Source organism: Morganella psychrotolerans, from assembly GCF_965118875.1.
Lineage (GTDB): Bacteria > Pseudomonadota > Gammaproteobacteria > Enterobacterales > Enterobacteriaceae > Morganella > Morganella psychrotolerans_C.
Genome location: NZ_CBCPJD010000019.1, coordinates 77,928 through 93,402, shown reverse-complemented (window position 1 = coordinate 93,402; position 15,475 = coordinate 77,928). Strand labels below are relative to the sequence as shown.

Sequence of the window (15,475 nt, the reverse complement as noted above, 5' to 3'; positions counted from 1 at the left end):
GAGCGTAGCTAACGAACCTGCAGTTTGAATGAATAAGGGTATATCAGAGCTCAGGTAATGCGCGGTAGAGCACATCCCGGGCACCTTGATCAGCAGGTAACCACTGTTCCGGCTGATGAATATAATTCAGGTCAAGATGCGGGGCATAACAGGAAATGAAGTCATACATATAGTCTTTCAGATGCGTATGACGACTGATGCAAATATGGGTATAGCTTGGCTTTACCAGGTTTCCGATATTAATACAACGCAGTGTTTCACTGTCTTCCTGTGAATCAAACGCCACAGATGAAATAACCCCCACACCCGCTCCCCGTTTTACATAAAATTTAATAATCTCAGTATCGACGGCGGTTAATACCACATTGGGTGTCAGGCGATTCTGATAAAAGACCTGATCCAGCTTGGAGCGCCCGGTAAATCCGAATACATAGGTTATCAGCGGATAATTAGCCAGTTCTCCAATCGTCAGTTGCTCATGCTGCGCCAACGGGTGGTCATGCGGCACAATAGCACTGCGGGACCACTGATAGCACGGCAGGGTCAGTAAATCGTCATACAGATGCAGCGACTCTGTTGCGATAGCAAAATCCACATCTCCGTTCTTAACCATCTCTGCGAGCTGCGCAGGCGCTCCCTGATGAAAATGCAGGGAAATGTTCGGATAACGGGCATTAAAGCGCTCAATGACTTTCGGTAATTTATAGCGGATCTGTGTATGAGTCGTGGCAATACGGAGATTCTGTTTTATTGTGCTGTCTTCGTTAGATACCAGGCTTTTAATTTTATCAAACTGCGCAAGAATGTCGCAGGCAACACGATGAACTTCTTCACCAATCGGACTGAGTGATAATAAGTTATTATTTTTCCGGTTGAATAAAGAAACGTTCAGTTCATCTTCAAGAATTTTAAGCTGTTTACTCACCGTTGGCTGCGATGTATACAGTTTTTCGGCAGCGTTCGTGATATTAAAATCACTTCTGACCACCTCAACAAAACTTTTGAGCTGATTAATGTTCATTGCTTAATTATCCAGTTATAAAACGGATTAAAAATATTAAAATTATTAATAAATACGACTGCTGTGTATCACCAATGATAGCACAAGGCGGATGATGAAGAAATAAACACACAAAACGGGATGGGGCAATGGTAAATGTGTTGGTCTGTTTAAATAAAAACAGAGAAAAAACAGATTTTTTACAAAAAGCGGTATCCGTTATTAGCACGCTAATAACGGATTTTTGAGATAATATTGAGCTTTACTCAGTTATCACGAAATCACATCAGTTCGGATTCAACAGGCAAAATAACAGTTTCCGCTTTCCAGGATTCCCGTTCATTTGCCCCGTCGCGCTTGCTTCGCCCTTCAATATCAGTAAAGAACCAACCAACCGGTACTTCAAAGATATCCGCAATACGGACTAAACAATCAACATCCACACGGTTTACACCACGTTCATAACGTGACATTTGCTGTTGACTGATTTCAATCATTTCAGCCAGTCTTGCGGCAGTAATACCGTGATCTTTTCGTAACACCTGAATTTTTTGCCCAACAGCACGGGCTATTGAGTTTTTTGCTTTGGTCATGTCGCTATCCCTCACATATAGCTGCGATCATCATCAGAGTGAACTCTGATAACTAACAAAATATGCGTTAATTAAAGAAAGTGGACCAATTGATATTCACAAAGTTTTGCTCTTTGTTGTTTTTTTAACTACTACATGAAGGTACTTGTTCATACCAGCACCATACACATATTGAAACACATATTACATATTCATTTACCAAATTGAAACCTACACACCCAAGCCTTAACGAATTGTAAAAAAAGAATTATTCGGTGAGTGAAAGAGTGATAACCCTATGTATTATCGTATATTTACCATTTAACTCACAAGTAAACTAGGTATAAACCACTAAAACAAAATCAGCTCATCATCGATAGATAATGCTAAATATTTTTCTTTTAATACTTATTAACACGTAATTAAATGTAAAAAAAACGATATATCTTGAAACAACTTACACTTTCTAAAATATCCATTAGCACTTATAACTGTGAATTATCATTACACAGGATATAAATCCAAAGATTATCTTATTATTACGTAAAGAAATTATTCAACCCCGTCATCATGAGTTAATTACGAATGCCGTAATTATCAGAAAAGATCATAGAGAAAATTGAGAAACCAGACGAAACATTCTGATAACATTTCCGACTGTTACAATCTGCTGTTAACACCATTTTTTTCTCTTCCTTTTTTTGATTATTAAATTAAATACAGGTTTATTGACAGCGTTACCTGCTTTGTCGTCAAAATAGCTGATAAAAATGTTTATATTTATGTTTTGGTGCATTATCCTGCCCTGCGTCAGACACAGAAATCAACACAAACGTTTAAAGTGAATATCATTAAGATATCAGTAAAAACAACCATATACACCAGTAAAACCCAGCAGAAAAAACCATTTATTTTACGAAATGTGTTATTTGTGATAAATTAGATGACCTTAATTCAAAATACAGGTACTTTTTTTGGTTATTACAACATCATACTTTCCTATTCTCCCTATCCTGCCATCAGCTCACCACACAATACGGCGTTAGCTGTGCTATACCGGATCAACCAATATATTTAACAACATAAGTGAATACAAAAATATCTACGTGTTTATACTTATCACTTTAGTGTTAGATATCTCCTGTTACCGATTAATCCACTATTATAAATACAATCGTTGTGGATTTTGGTGAATAACCGTCACGTTAATCCACCCGGAACGGAACAAAAGGATACAACGATGAGACGCAAGAAAACAAAACAAAAACCAATGAATATCAATGATATAACCATAATTGATGACGGAAAGTTAAAGAAAGCAATTACTGCCGCATCACTCGGTAATGCCATGGAATGGTTTGATTTCGGGGTTTACGGCTTCTTAGCCTATGTCCTGGGTCAGGTTTTTTTCCCGGCAGTATCACCCGGCGTCCAGATGATCGCCGCACTGGCTACTTTCTCCGTACCTTTCCTGATACGTCCTCTCGGTGGTCTGTTTTTCGGTATTATGGGCGATAAGTTCGGTCGCCAGAAAGTTCTCTCCATCACCATCATTATTATGGCTGTCAGCACCTTCTGTATTGGTTTGATCCCGTCTTATGCCACTATCGGCATCTGGGCGCCGGTCTTATTATTACTGGCAAAACTCGCACAGGGCTTTTCCGTCGGGGGTGAATATTCCGGTGCAGCTATCTTTGTCGCGGAATACTCTCCCGATCGCAAACGCGGATTCATGGGAAGCTGGCTGGATTTCGGCTCTATCGCAGGTTTCGTCTGTGGTGCGGGTGTTGTGGTTCTGCTTTCGAGTATTCTCGGGGAAGAGAGCTTCCATGAGTGGGGCTGGCGTATTCCGTTTTTCCTCGCGCTGCCACTGGGTGTGATTGGCCTCTATCTGCGTCATGCTCTGGAAGAAACACCGGCGTTCCGGCAACATGTTGCTGATATGGAAAACGCAAATCCGGGGGCCAGTGAAGATAAACCACGGGTTACTTTACGCGAAATTGCCTCAAAATACGGCAGAAGCCTGCTGGTATGTGTCGGGCTGGTGATTGCCACCAACGTCACCTACTATATGCTGCTGACATATATGCCGAGCTATCTGTCTCATAACCTGAACTACAGCGCAGACCACGGCGTGCTGATTATTATCGCTATCATGATTGGTATGTTGTTTGTACAACCATTAATCGGGATGATGAGTGACCGCATCGGGCGTAAACCCTTTGTCCTTGCCGGCAGTATCGGATTATTTTTTCTGTCTGTACCGGCCTTTATGTTGATTAACAGCGATGTTATCGGACTGATTTTCTTAGGATTATTAATCCTCGCTATCTTACTGAACTGCTTCACCGGCGTGATGGCCTCCATTTTACCGGCTATCTTCCCGACAAAAATCCGCTACAGCGCCCTGGCAATTTCATTCAATATCTCTGTTCTTGTCGCAGGTGCCACACCAACCGCGGCAGCATGGCTGGTTGAGACCACACAGAATCTTTATATGCCTGCGTATTATCTGATGGTTATTGCCGTCATCGGTCTGGCCACAGGTATCATAATGAAGGAAACGGCAAACAAACCGTTACGCGGAGCAACACCTGCCGCATCTGACCGGGCTGAAGCCAAAGAGATCCTGCTTGAGCATTACGATAATATTGAGCACAAAATTGAAGACATTGATGACGAAATTGAGACACTGCAAAAGCGCAGACAATCATTGATTGATCAACATCCTAAATTAGATTAGTTTTGCATTGCGGCCCGCCTCTTATGACGCGGGCTTTTTTATAATGCGAACAGAGGAAAAGCTATGACGGACTCAGTACCGGCTGTTGTCTGGCTGCGTCAGGATCTGCGACTGACAGACAATACGGCTCTGCACGCCGCCTGTCAGGCGCACCGCAACGTGACACTGGTATTTACTGCCACACCGCAGCAATGGGAACAACATGCGATGTCCGCATCGCAGCAGGCGCTGATTATTTGTCAGCTGCGTGCGCTGAATATTGCCGCAGCCGCATTGGGTATCACCCTGCATGTTCAGTCGTGCAGTACCTATGCAGATGCCGCAGACTGGCTGGCACAATGGTGCCGGAAAAACAAAACACCTGCCGTCTATGCCAATAACCAGTACGGACTGAATGAACAGCGCCGTGACCGGCGATTTGCCGCCATTCTGCCGGATACCTGCCGTTTTTATACCTTTGATGACAGTGTGTTGCTGCCTCCGGGCGACGTGAGTACACAACAGGGTGGGATCTATAAAGTCTTCACACCTTTCCGTCGTGCATTTCTTAACATACTGATGCAAACGAATGTCCGCGTTCTGCCCGCACCACAAGCACAAGGTGCACCGGTAACACCGGCAGATACCGGATTGACCGCACAAGAGCATCCGCTTTTTCCGTCCGGTGAAGATGCAGCACTGCAACGGCTGGCTGATTTCTGTCAGCGGGATGCGGCTGACTACCGTGAGCAACGGGATTTTCCTGCACTCCGCGGCACCAGTCAGCTCTCGGCATATCTGGCAACCGGCATTATCTCTGTACGCCAGTGCCTGAGCACTCTTCGCCTGAATTTCCCGATGGTGACAGATGAACCTGAAAGTGGCGGTTATACCTGGCTGAGCGAACTTATCTGGCGTGAGTTTTATATCCACCAGTTGGCTCTGAATCCGGATCTGAGCCGCCACCGCCCTATGCAGCGCTGGACAGAGTCTATTATCTGGTCACCGGACAGTGACGCACTCACCGCCTGGCAACAGGGAAAAACCGGATTCCCGATTGTGGATGCGGCAATGCGTCAGCTTAATGAAACGGGCTGGATGCACAACCGCCTGCGGATGATCACCGCAAGCTTTCTGGTAAAAGATTTATTAATCGACTGGCGGCGCGGAGAGCACTATTTTATGTCGCACTTAGTCGATGGTGAATTTGCCGCCAATAATGGTGGCTGGCAGTGGGCAGCATCAACAGGGCATGATTCTGTGCCATATTTCCGGATTTTTAACCCGGTCACTCAGGGGAAACGCTTTGATCCTGACGGCAGTTTTATCCGCCGCTGGCTGCCGGAACTCGCCGCAGTCCCGGTAAAATATATTCATACACCGCATGAATGGGCTGACAAAAATCAGTATGCGCTTAACTACCCACATCCGATGGTTGATCACAGTATGGCGCGGATCAGAACTATTGAAGCCTACGAAACGGCCCGCCACACTGCAATAAAAGATGACGGGCGGTAATCGCCTATTTATGTGTCTGCCGCCGGACAGAACGGTAGGTCAGCAAGTGTTCCAGATCGTAATAACGGGCTTTGTTCAGTACCGTGGTATGAGACATTCCGATTTCGCGTGACACTTTGCGGGCAGAACCGTAACGGCGCAGATAATCTTCCAGCAGATTCTTTTCCTGCCGGGCAATAGACTCTTTCAGGCTGTATTCCTCCTGCGGTGAATCTTGCACGGATATACTCTCTGCCCGGTTTGCCGGCTGCTGACGCACCGGTGCTGCCATCACTTCTTCATGAGGCAGCCATAAGTCTTTAACTGTAATTTCAGCCCCGGATGCCAGATGAATAGCCCGCAGAATAACATTCTGTAATTCACGGACATTTCCCGGCCATGAATACGCCATCAGTTGATGATAGGCATCCTGAGACAAACTGAGCCGCTTATTCAGTTCCTCTGTATATTTACTGATAAACCGTTGTAATAACAGTGGAATATCTGTTTTACGCTCTTTCAGCGGCGGGATATTTATCGGGATCACGTTAATCCGGTAATAGAGATCTTCACGGAACGATTTATTCTCGATCATCTCTTCCAGGTTCCGGTTCGTCGCCACGATAATCCGCACATCCACAGGCACTTCTTTGTGCCCGCCGACCCGGCGGATCACGCCCTCCTGCAATACGCGCAGTAATTTACTTTGCAGAATAAGAGAAAGCTCGCCGAACTCATCCAGAAAAACAGTACCGTGATTGGCGGATTCAAATAATCCCATTTTTCCGCCTTTACTTGCTCCGCTGAAAGCACCACCTTCATAGCCGAACAGCTCACTTTCAATCAGATTTTCCGGCAATGCCGCACAGTTTATCGGTGCAAACGGATGACCATTACGGTCACTGGCATTATGAATTGCGCGGGCAAACAGCTCTTTACCGGTTCCGGTTTCCCCCCGGATCAGCACCGTGTACGGACTTATTGATATTTTCTTAGCAAAATCAATCAGATTGATCATGATTTCACTTTCACAGATAATATCGTCAAAACTGAATGGCAGACTTTTATTTACCGATGATGCCATCTGCTGAACAGAGCGCAGGCTCTTAAAGGTAATCACCGCGCCCATCACCTGAGACTCTTCACTGAGGATAGGTCGTCCCGAACAAATATAGTAAAGCTCACCTTTTGCTGTGCCGGTAACCATCTGATAGTGATCAAAACTGTTACCGCCAAGAAGTTTGGTGATAACTTCCTGGTTTTTAGTGCTGAGAATTTTACTGATATTTATCCCGACAATATTTTCCCTTGATACAGAGAAAAATTCTTCAGCGACTTTATTAAAGTAGCTGATATTGCCCTGATTATTGATCCCGATGATGCCGTCAGTGGTGGATTCCAGTATCGCCTGAAGCTCTTTTTCTTTGCGTTCGTAGGGTTGCAGTTTAGAGCGGGTGATGCTGATAACATCAGGATTAAGAAGGAGTTTACTCAGCAGGAGTTTGACATCACGCTCACATTCCGCATTGAATTTGACATAAATTTTGCATGGAAATACTTCCATGGAATTAATGCTGATTTCAGACACGGAAAACTCATTGATGACTTCTTCCACCATGGCGACGCGGTCAATGGTATTAATCAACCATCTATATGCAGACATGTGTTTAGCCACTCCCGGTTAGTGGTATGTAGTGCTTAAACTTTTGCTCACTCACCAGAGTTAACCCGAAAGATACAAACCCGGTGCAGTAAACAAAGTGTGAAATAAAAACAAAATAAAGCGGAATAAAAAAACCGTACGATAAGCATGCTCATCATACGGGGTGTAATTATTATTTTAGGTTTTATTGCGTTACTTACTATAAACAAGATTTACGTACCTGTATCCGGCAGATATCTCAATTCTATGAAAAAATCACATGCAATACCTGAGCTGGCTCACAAAGTAGCCACGTGGTAACTAATTGGAAATGTGGCAGTTAAAACAACCCGGCCCTCTATACCCTTATTCATTCAAGATGCAGCCAACGAACCTGAAGTTTAAATAAATATGGGTATAAGCGTTGATCATTATCAACAGCAGGACATATCGGTTCAGGAAAAAATTTAAAAAGAGATCTGGATCACTCTTCGTTTTTGGGGCTATAATGTGACACACATCTGATTTTACCCCGCTATGTGATTAACTCTTCTGTCAGGTCTATCAGAAAGTGGCAACTCACTGTCAACTTTCGTTCCACTTTGTCATTATTTCTTACAGTTAACTTTCCACTTCTTTCCTGCTGACATCATCTAACTTATGCGTTAAAGTTATTTATTCATTTTAATTCAATGTGTTATAAAAATTCCTCCGGAGTTGGCACGCATGTTGCTTTTATTACTGCAACAACACATGTTGGCAAAATAAAAATTTTTATCCTGGAGGATATATGCACGATTATTCGAATAAAGGTTATGACACTAAGATTGTTCACGCTGGTCAGCAACCTGATCCACTGACAGGTGCGTTATCAACCCCAATCTATCAGACCTCTACATTCGTTTTTGACAGCGCAGAGCAAGGGGCAGCACGTTTCGCATTAGAAGAAGAAGGTTATATTTACTCCCGTTTAGGTAACCCGACTAACGCAGCATTAGAAGAAAAAATGCGTGTCCTGGAAAACGGTGAAGCCGCTCTGGTAACAGCCTCCGGTATCTCTGCAATCTCTACCACTATTCTGACCATGTGTGGCCAGGGCGACCATATTGTTGCTTCTGACACTCTGTACGGTTGTACTTATGCACTGCTGTCTCACTCTCTGCCTAAGTTCGGTATCGAAGTCACTTTCGTTCGTGCTGATAATCCTGAAAACATCAAAGCAGCAATGAAACCAAACACCAAAATGGTGTATGTCGAAACTCCTGCTAACCCGACTCTGGCAATGATCGACCTCGAAGCTGCTGCAAATGTTGCTCACGAAGGCGGCGCTATGCTGGTTGTGGATAACACCTTTATGTCTCCGTACTGCCAGCGTCCACTGGAATTAGGTGCAGACATCGTGGTTCACAGTGTCACTAAATACATCAATGGTCACGGCGATGTTATCGGTGGTGTGATTGTCGGTCCTGCTGACTTCCTGGTTCCTGCCCGTCTGGTTGGTGTTAAAGACATCACCGGTGGCGTAATGAGCCCGTTCAACGCATGGTTAACTCTGCGTGGTCTGAAAACACTGCATGTGCGCATGGAACGTCACTGCTCTAACGCAATGAAAGTTGCTCAATACTTAGAAACTAACCCGAACATCACATCGGTATTCTATCCGGGCCTCCCATCTCACCCACAGCACGAATTAGCGAAAAAACAAATGAGCGGCTTCGGCGGTATGATCAGCTTTGAAATCAAAGGTGGTATTGCAGCAGGCCGTAAAGTAATGAATTCCGTTGAATTATGTCTGCTGGCAGTAAGCCTCGGCGATACTGAAACCCTGATCCAACACCCTGCTTCAATGACTCACTCACCGATCCCGGCTGAAGAGCGTCTGAAAGCAGGTATCACTGACGGTCTGATTCGTATCTCCGTTGGTCTGGAAACAGCTGAAGACATCATTGCCGACCTGGAACAAGCAATCGCGAAAGCTGTTGCTTAATACCGGAACGAAAAATTAAGTCATCAGTAATGTACTCATCCCGTCGTCGTTGAATAACGCAGCGGGATGAGTACACGGAGCACGCGGAAAAATTCACGGGAGCCACTCTGAATTCATCTGCGTGCTCTTTAAGTATCTGAAAAACGCTTTTAGCAGTAACAAAAAAATAAAGCTGTGCTGACATTTTTTAAAAACCATAATCACAATAAATTATAATGAAAACTAAGGGGGCTTAGTATGGCGGACATGACCTCAACCGAGAATCCCGCAAAAGCGCTGGGCAAAATACCGTTTACAATGTATGACGCCGGATGGGTAGTACTTTGTATTGGTATGGCGATTGGTGCAGGTACGGTTGTAATGCCAATCCAGATTGGCTTAAAAGGTATTTGGGTATTTATTTTAGCGTTCATGATTGCGTATCCGGCAACGTATATGTTGCAGAAGTTATATATGAATACGCTGTCTGAAAGTGAAGAGTGTGAAGACTACACAAACATTATTACACAGTATCTCGGCAGTAACTGGGGTGTCGCACTGGGGATTATTTACTTCCTGATGCTTATCCACGGTATATTTATTTATTCTCTTTCCGTTATTTTCGACAGTGCCTCTTACCTCCATACCTTCGGCGTTACAGAAGGTGTCCTCTCTGACTCACTGATATATCGCGTCGTTGTCTTTTCTGCGCTGATTTTCGTTGCGTCTAAAGGGGAGAAACTGCTGTTCAAAATTTCCGGGCCGATGGTTATCATTAAAGTAGGTATTATTATTTCCCTGGGTCTGGTGATGATCCCGCACTGGGATTTCAATAATATCACTGCATTCCCGGCGTTAGGCGATTTTACCCGCGACGTACTGTTAACTGTCCCGTTTGCTTTCTTCTCTGCGGTTTTTGTTCAGATTCTGAACCCGATGAATATCGCGTACCGTAAACTGGAATCTGACAAACGTGTGGCGACCTACCGTGCTATCCGCGCTCACCGCGTGGCATACATCACACTGGTCTCCATTATCCTGTTCTTCTCATTCTCTTTTACATTCTCGATCAGTCATGAGCAGGCCGTATCAGCGTTTGAACAGAACATCTCTGCCCTGGCAATTGCCGCTCAGGTTATTCCCGGCGCAGTGGTCAGTGTGATGACAACAGTACTGAATATTTTTGCGGTTCTGACTGCGTTCTTCGGTATCTATCTGGGCTTCCAGGAATCGGTAAAAGGTCTTTCTGTTAACCTGCTCTCCCGCTTCATGGACAAAGAGAAAATTAACTACACACTGTTAAACATCTTTATTTCTGTCTTCATTGTTGCATTACTGACAGCGTGGGTGTCTACCGGTTTCTCTGTAGTTGTGTTCTTCCAGATTGGTAGTCCGTTATATGCCATAGTGTCCTGCTTAATCCCTGTTTATCTGGTATTCCGTGTTGCGAAACTGAAAAAATTCAAAGACTGGAAAGCCTGGTGTGTTATGGGATTCGGTATCCTGCTGCTCATTGCGCCATTCTTTAAATACCTTGAGTAACCGGACTGAATAAAAACAGAACGACATATACCCAACGTCATTCAAGATACAGGCAGGCGGCAAGGTCCGCCCGCCGGAGAGCATAGGTAAACTATGTGACCCGGGTAGGTGAGTACCGCCAACGAACCTGTAGTTTGAATGAATAAGAGTATAAATGTTACACACAAAACCGGTACCATATACCGGTTTTGTGACGTTAAAAAACTCAGCACTGCTATATAAATAACGAACCTCTGTCCTTCTGACCCTATTATTAAATTTCTTCACCGGTCAGCATATTGCGGGAGATTATATCTCCCGCTTTTTGCCGGACAAAAGGACGGTGCCGGTTACCTTTGAGCCCACTATTTTCTGCGTATAATTTCTGCGCATAAAAAATACAGTCAAATAATCAGTAAATCATCCCTGCTATTCTGTTTATGATGTAAAAATCAAAATATGTAATAATTAAAAATCACGGGGTGAAATTATACTATCCGCAATAAGGCTCATACGGATCTCCTGTATATCCCCCTCCCCGTCTTCATAGGCGGGCGGCTCGGATCCTGTGTAAGATTCATTCATTTCGTCAAAGAAACGCCCCGGGGTTATTTTAAACGCCAGACTGACACGTAATAACGTATCGACATCAATACGGTTAACACCCCGCTCATAACGGGACAGTTGTTGCTGACTAATCCCTATTCTGTGCGCCAGTTGTTTTGTTGTTAACCCCGCGTTGCTCCGGTATTGCCTGATAACTTGTCCGATAGCTTCGGATACCGCATATTTTTTTATCATTAATCAATAACCCTATACAGACCATCACTAAAATTCCTTATTTAGTTTACGGATCATAGAATAAACACTTAAATCTATAAGTAGTTTATCGTAGATAGGGGCATTTTTAAAAAACCAAAGGATCTGCTGTTTGTGAGTAAAACAAGGGGCAGGCATGACTGAATGTAACGGCATGTTTCACCTTAAAAATCATGATGTAAGAGTATAATAACTCAAAATATAAATCGATTAAAAGTGAAATGAATTAGTACATTAGGTGTTATATGCCAAATAATAAGAAAATAAATGCGCTTTGACTTAAATGCAGTCTAAATACCGAGTTTTTACAGGATGTAAAAAGATGTGTTTGACAAATAACCCTTGTTTTTAGAATAATACCTCATTCAATAATCATAATTAGACTAATAAACAAAAGTTAATAAATTAAATTATTGTAAATATTTCGTATGGAAAATTAACTTATCTGCATTTTTGTTAATAAGGCAAAAAAACAGACAAAAACCCGGCCGGAGCCGGGTGAGATAACAATAGAAAAACAGTGGCAGACACTGCTATTGCAGGCGCTCAATAACCATCGAAATTCCCTGCCCGCCGCCGATACACAGCGTCGCCAGCCCCAGCGTCTTATTCTGAGCCTGCAATGCATGCAGCAGCGTGACCAGAACCCGGGCACCACTTGCCCCGATTGGATGGCCCAACGCAATAGCACCGCCGTTAATGTTCACCTTTTCCGGATCAAAACCAAGCTCACGCCCGACCGCAAGGAACTGCGCAGCAAAAGCCTCGTTAGCTTCAATCAAGTCAATATCACTGAGTGACAAACCTGTTTTTTCCAGGACTTTCCGCGTTGCCGGTACAGGACCGAGTCCCATCAGTGCTGGCGCAACACCACCGGATGCATAGCCACGAACTCTGGCAAGCGGGACTAACCCGAGAGATTTAGCGCGGGTTTCTGTCATCAGCATCAGTGCCGCAGCGCCATCATTGATACCGGACGCATTACCGGCTGTCACTGTTCCTTCGTTATCAAATGCCGGACGTAATTTCATCAGCCCTTCCGCCGTTGAACCGACTTTCGGGAATTCATCTGTATCGACAATCACATCACCTTTACGGCCTTTAATTGTGACCGGCACAATTTCTGCTTTGAATGCTCCGCATGTAATAGCGCTTTCCGCTTTTAATTGAGATGCCAGCGCAATGGCATCCTGATCTTCACGGCTGAGATTATACGCTTTTGCTATATTTTCTGCGGTAACCCCCATGTGATAACCATGGATTGAACACATCAAACCATCTTTCAGCAATGAATCCTGCACCACGCCGTCGCCCAGACGTAAGCCTTTACGTGCACGGCTGTCCAGAAGGTAAGGAGCCTGGCTCATATTCTCCGTACCCCCGGCAATAATGATATCCGCATCCCCGTTACTGATAGCCTGAACACCCAGGGCGACACTTTTAAGCCCGGAGCCACACAGTTTATTAACGGTCCAGGAACAAACCTCATCCGGAATGCCGCTGTTTATCTGTATCTGCCGTGCAGGATTCTGCCCTGTGCCTGCCTGTAGCACATTGCCCATAATCACTTCATCAACGAGACCCGGCTCAAGCTCTGTTTTTCTCAGTAATGCACTCACGACGGTGGTGCCGAGTTCAACAGCACTGACATCCGCCAGGGCGCCATTAAAACTTCCGATAGCGGTACGCAACGCGCCGACAATAACGATATTATTCATTTTCTTTCTTTATCCTTTTGTTATTAAAGAAAAACAAGACCAATGATAAAAATCGGACAAGAGAAGAGCAGTGCCGTAATGCAATACCCCATAATGTCCCGGACACCCAGGCCGGCGATTGCCAGTGCCGGCAGCGCCCAGAATGGCTGAACCATGTTCATCCACTGCTCACCGTAGGCGATGGCCATAACTGATTTACCCAGATCAGCACCCAGTGCCTGTGCCGCAGGCATAACAAACGGACCCTGAATAACCCAGTGTCCGCCACCGGACGGCACGGCAAAGTTAATCAACGCGGAACTGAAGAAGGTCATCAGCGGGAAAGAATCTTTATCTGCAACATTGATAAAGAACTCAGTGATAAGGCCGCCTAATCCGGAGCCTTCCATCATGAGCTGAATACCGGCATAGAACGGAAACTGCACCAGAATCCCGGCCGTACTTTTTGTTGCGGAACTGACTGCCCGCATATAGGCCATCGGGGTTTTGTGCAGCAGCAGACCGGTCAGGAGGAACAGCATGTTGACGGTGTTAATGGTGATATTGAAACCATTCTTAATGAAATACATCGCGAGGAAACTAAATCCGAGCAGGCAGATAATCCATGTGATAATCCGGCTCTCCTCCATACGCTCTGATATGGGAGCATCTTTCGGTAATTTTTTCTGGAAATCAGGTTCTTCTTCCAGCAGTGCCGGGTCGACCGTCACCACATCCCCTTTACCCGGCATCATCAGACGGGTAACAAAAGGCAGGATGGCGATCAGAGACAGGGTAATAAAAATATTGTAGCGGGTGAAAATAGTGTCACTGACAGGGATAAGCCCGGCGATATGCTCAACCGGGTTACCCGGCGTTGCCGCCAGCAATGGCATTGAGCCGGAAAAACCGCCGCCCCATGTCATAAATCCGATATAGGCGCAGGCAATCAGCAGCGGATAGTCGGAGCCACGAACACGGCGCGCCACTTCACGCGCAAACATTGCGCCGACAACTAATCCGAAGCCCCAGTTAATCACACTGGCGATCGCACCAAAGAAGGTGACTAACATCACCCCCTGAACAGGGGTTTTTGCCAGTGACGCGGTCATCCGTAAAATACGTTTAACCGGCGGAGAACTTGCCAGGGCATGACCGGTAACGATGATCAATGCCATCTGCATGCCAAACGCCAGCAGATTCCAGAATCCGTTCCCCCACATATTCACCAGATCCATCGGTGTGCTTGGTGTCAGTGAAAGTGCGATGATAAATGTCAGCATCGTGAGCAGCATTGCAAAGATCAACGGATCAGGCAGATAGCGGCTCACCACACGGGTCATCACACGGGAGATACTTCGGATCATACAACCTCCTCAGTAACACCTGACGGCATCTCACAGAGATCGGGCGAAACAATAAATTGCGCACCTGTTTTCTCACGGATAGTGTCAATATCCACACCGGGCGCAAACTCACACAGCACCATCTGTTTATTTTCAAAACGGAATAACGCCAGCTCTGTCACCAGCACATCAACCGCATCCACGGCGGTCAGCGGCATCGTACAGTCAGATAAAATCTTGGCTGTACCATCTTTTGCACAGTGCTCCATCGCGATAATAACTTTACGTGCGCCGGTCACGAGATCCATCGCACCGCCCATGCCCGGCACCATCTTGCCCGGCACAACCCAGTTCGCGAGATTCGCATGCTGATCCACCTGTAAGCCGCCCAGGACACTCGCATCCACATGACCGCCACGGATCAACGCAAAGGAAAACGCACTGTCAAACATCGCCGCACCCGGCAAAATACCGCAGGGCTGTCCGCCCGCATTGACCAGATTTTTGTGCGGTGTTGTCACCGGCCCCAAACCCAGAAAACCATTTTCCGATTGCAGGGTAATATGCACACCTTCCGGTAAATAGTTCGCAACCTGCGTCGGCAGACCAATCCCGAGATTAACAACATCCCCGTCATTCAGTTCCAGTGCTACACGGCGGGCAATCAGTTCTTTTGCATTCATCATTGTTTTC

The 15,475-nt window shown here is 45.3% G+C and carries 11 protein-coding genes; 4 read left to right on the top strand and 7 right to left on the bottom strand.

The features are described 5' to 3' along the window. Nucleotides 1-43: 43 nt before the first annotated feature. Together ACMHKJ_RS16720 and ACMHKJ_RS16715 are read right to left on the bottom strand one after the other, a co-directional pair. Nucleotides 44-1,021, bottom strand: coding sequence for a LysR substrate-binding domain-containing protein (locus ACMHKJ_RS16720; RefSeq protein ID WP_413495679.1), 978 nt, complete (start codon nucleotides 1,019-1,021; stop codon nucleotides 44-46). 260 nt (nucleotides 1,022-1,281) lie between these two features. Next, the gene (locus ACMHKJ_RS16715) at nucleotides 1,282-1,593 is read right to left on the bottom strand and encodes a helix-turn-helix domain-containing protein (protein ID WP_067368614.1); all 312 of its coding nucleotides are present in this window, start codon (nucleotides 1,591-1,593) and stop codon (nucleotides 1,282-1,284) included. Between the two features lie 1,219 nt (nucleotides 1,594-2,812). On the opposite strand from ACMHKJ_RS16715, the gene proP reads away from it, so the two are divergent. After that, complete coding sequence (gene proP / locus ACMHKJ_RS16710) at nucleotides 2,813-4,315, top strand: glycine betaine/L-proline transporter ProP (protein WP_413495677.1); 1,503 nt, start codon at nucleotides 2,813-2,815, stop codon at nucleotides 4,313-4,315. A 63-nt stretch (nucleotides 4,316-4,378) separates the two neighbouring features. Then, nucleotides 4,379-5,812 carry a deoxyribodipyrimidine photo-lyase gene (gene phrB, locus ACMHKJ_RS16705; protein WP_413495675.1) on the top strand — a complete coding sequence of 478 codons (1,434 nt, stop codon included), beginning with the start codon at nucleotides 4,379-4,381 and terminating at the stop codon, nucleotides 5,810-5,812. Nucleotides 5,813-5,816: 4 nt separating this feature from the next. On the opposite strand, the gene ACMHKJ_RS16700 is transcribed toward phrB, so the two are convergent. Further along, entirely contained in the window at nucleotides 5,817-7,454 is a 1,638-nt protein-coding gene (locus ACMHKJ_RS16700) for a sigma-54 interaction domain-containing protein (protein ID WP_413495673.1), read from the bottom strand. A gap of 769 nt (nucleotides 7,455-8,223) precedes the next feature. Between ACMHKJ_RS16700 and megL the strand changes: the two genes are divergently transcribed. Together megL and ACMHKJ_RS16690 are read left to right on the top strand one after the other, a co-directional pair. After that, on the top strand, nucleotides 8,224-9,420 hold the full coding sequence (megL, locus tag ACMHKJ_RS16695) for a methionine gamma-lyase (RefSeq protein WP_413495671.1): 1,197 nt from the start codon (nucleotides 8,224-8,226) through the stop codon (nucleotides 9,418-9,420). A gap of 237 nt (nucleotides 9,421-9,657) precedes the next feature. Further along, nucleotides 9,658-10,941: an SLC5/6 family protein gene (locus tag ACMHKJ_RS16690; RefSeq protein WP_413495669.1), complete on the top strand. Its 1,284-nt coding sequence runs from the start codon at nucleotides 9,658-9,660 to the stop codon at nucleotides 10,939-10,941. A gap of 447 nt (nucleotides 10,942-11,388) precedes the next feature. Here ACMHKJ_RS16690 and ACMHKJ_RS16685 read toward each other — a convergent pair whose 3' ends face one another. The 4 genes from ACMHKJ_RS16685 to ACMHKJ_RS16670 all read right to left on the bottom strand — a co-directional run bounded on the left by ACMHKJ_RS16685 (nucleotide 11,389) and on the right by ACMHKJ_RS16670 (nucleotide 15,465). Then, nucleotides 11,389-11,721 (bottom strand): helix-turn-helix domain-containing protein, encoded by a 333-nt coding sequence (locus ACMHKJ_RS16685; protein ID WP_413495667.1) that lies wholly within the window; start codon nucleotides 11,719-11,721, stop codon nucleotides 11,389-11,391. 551 nt (nucleotides 11,722-12,272) lie between these two features. Beyond that, nucleotides 12,273-13,457 carry an acetyl-CoA C-acetyltransferase gene (locus tag ACMHKJ_RS16680; RefSeq protein WP_413495666.1) on the bottom strand — a complete coding sequence of 395 codons (1,185 nt, stop codon included), beginning with the start codon at nucleotides 13,455-13,457 and terminating at the stop codon, nucleotides 12,273-12,275. A 23-nt stretch (nucleotides 13,458-13,480) separates the two neighbouring features. Next, the gene (locus tag ACMHKJ_RS16675; RefSeq protein WP_413495664.1) at nucleotides 13,481-14,803 is read right to left on the bottom strand and encodes a TIGR00366 family protein; all 1,323 of its coding nucleotides are present in this window, start codon (nucleotides 14,801-14,803) and stop codon (nucleotides 13,481-13,483) included. Further along, on the bottom strand, nucleotides 14,800-15,465 hold the full coding sequence (locus ACMHKJ_RS16670; protein WP_413495685.1) for a 3-oxoacid CoA-transferase subunit B: 666 nt from the start codon (nucleotides 15,463-15,465) through the stop codon (nucleotides 14,800-14,802). Before ACMHKJ_RS16670 ends, ACMHKJ_RS16675 begins: the two co-directional genes overlap by 4 nt. Between the last annotated feature and the right edge of the window lie 10 nt (nucleotides 15,466-15,475).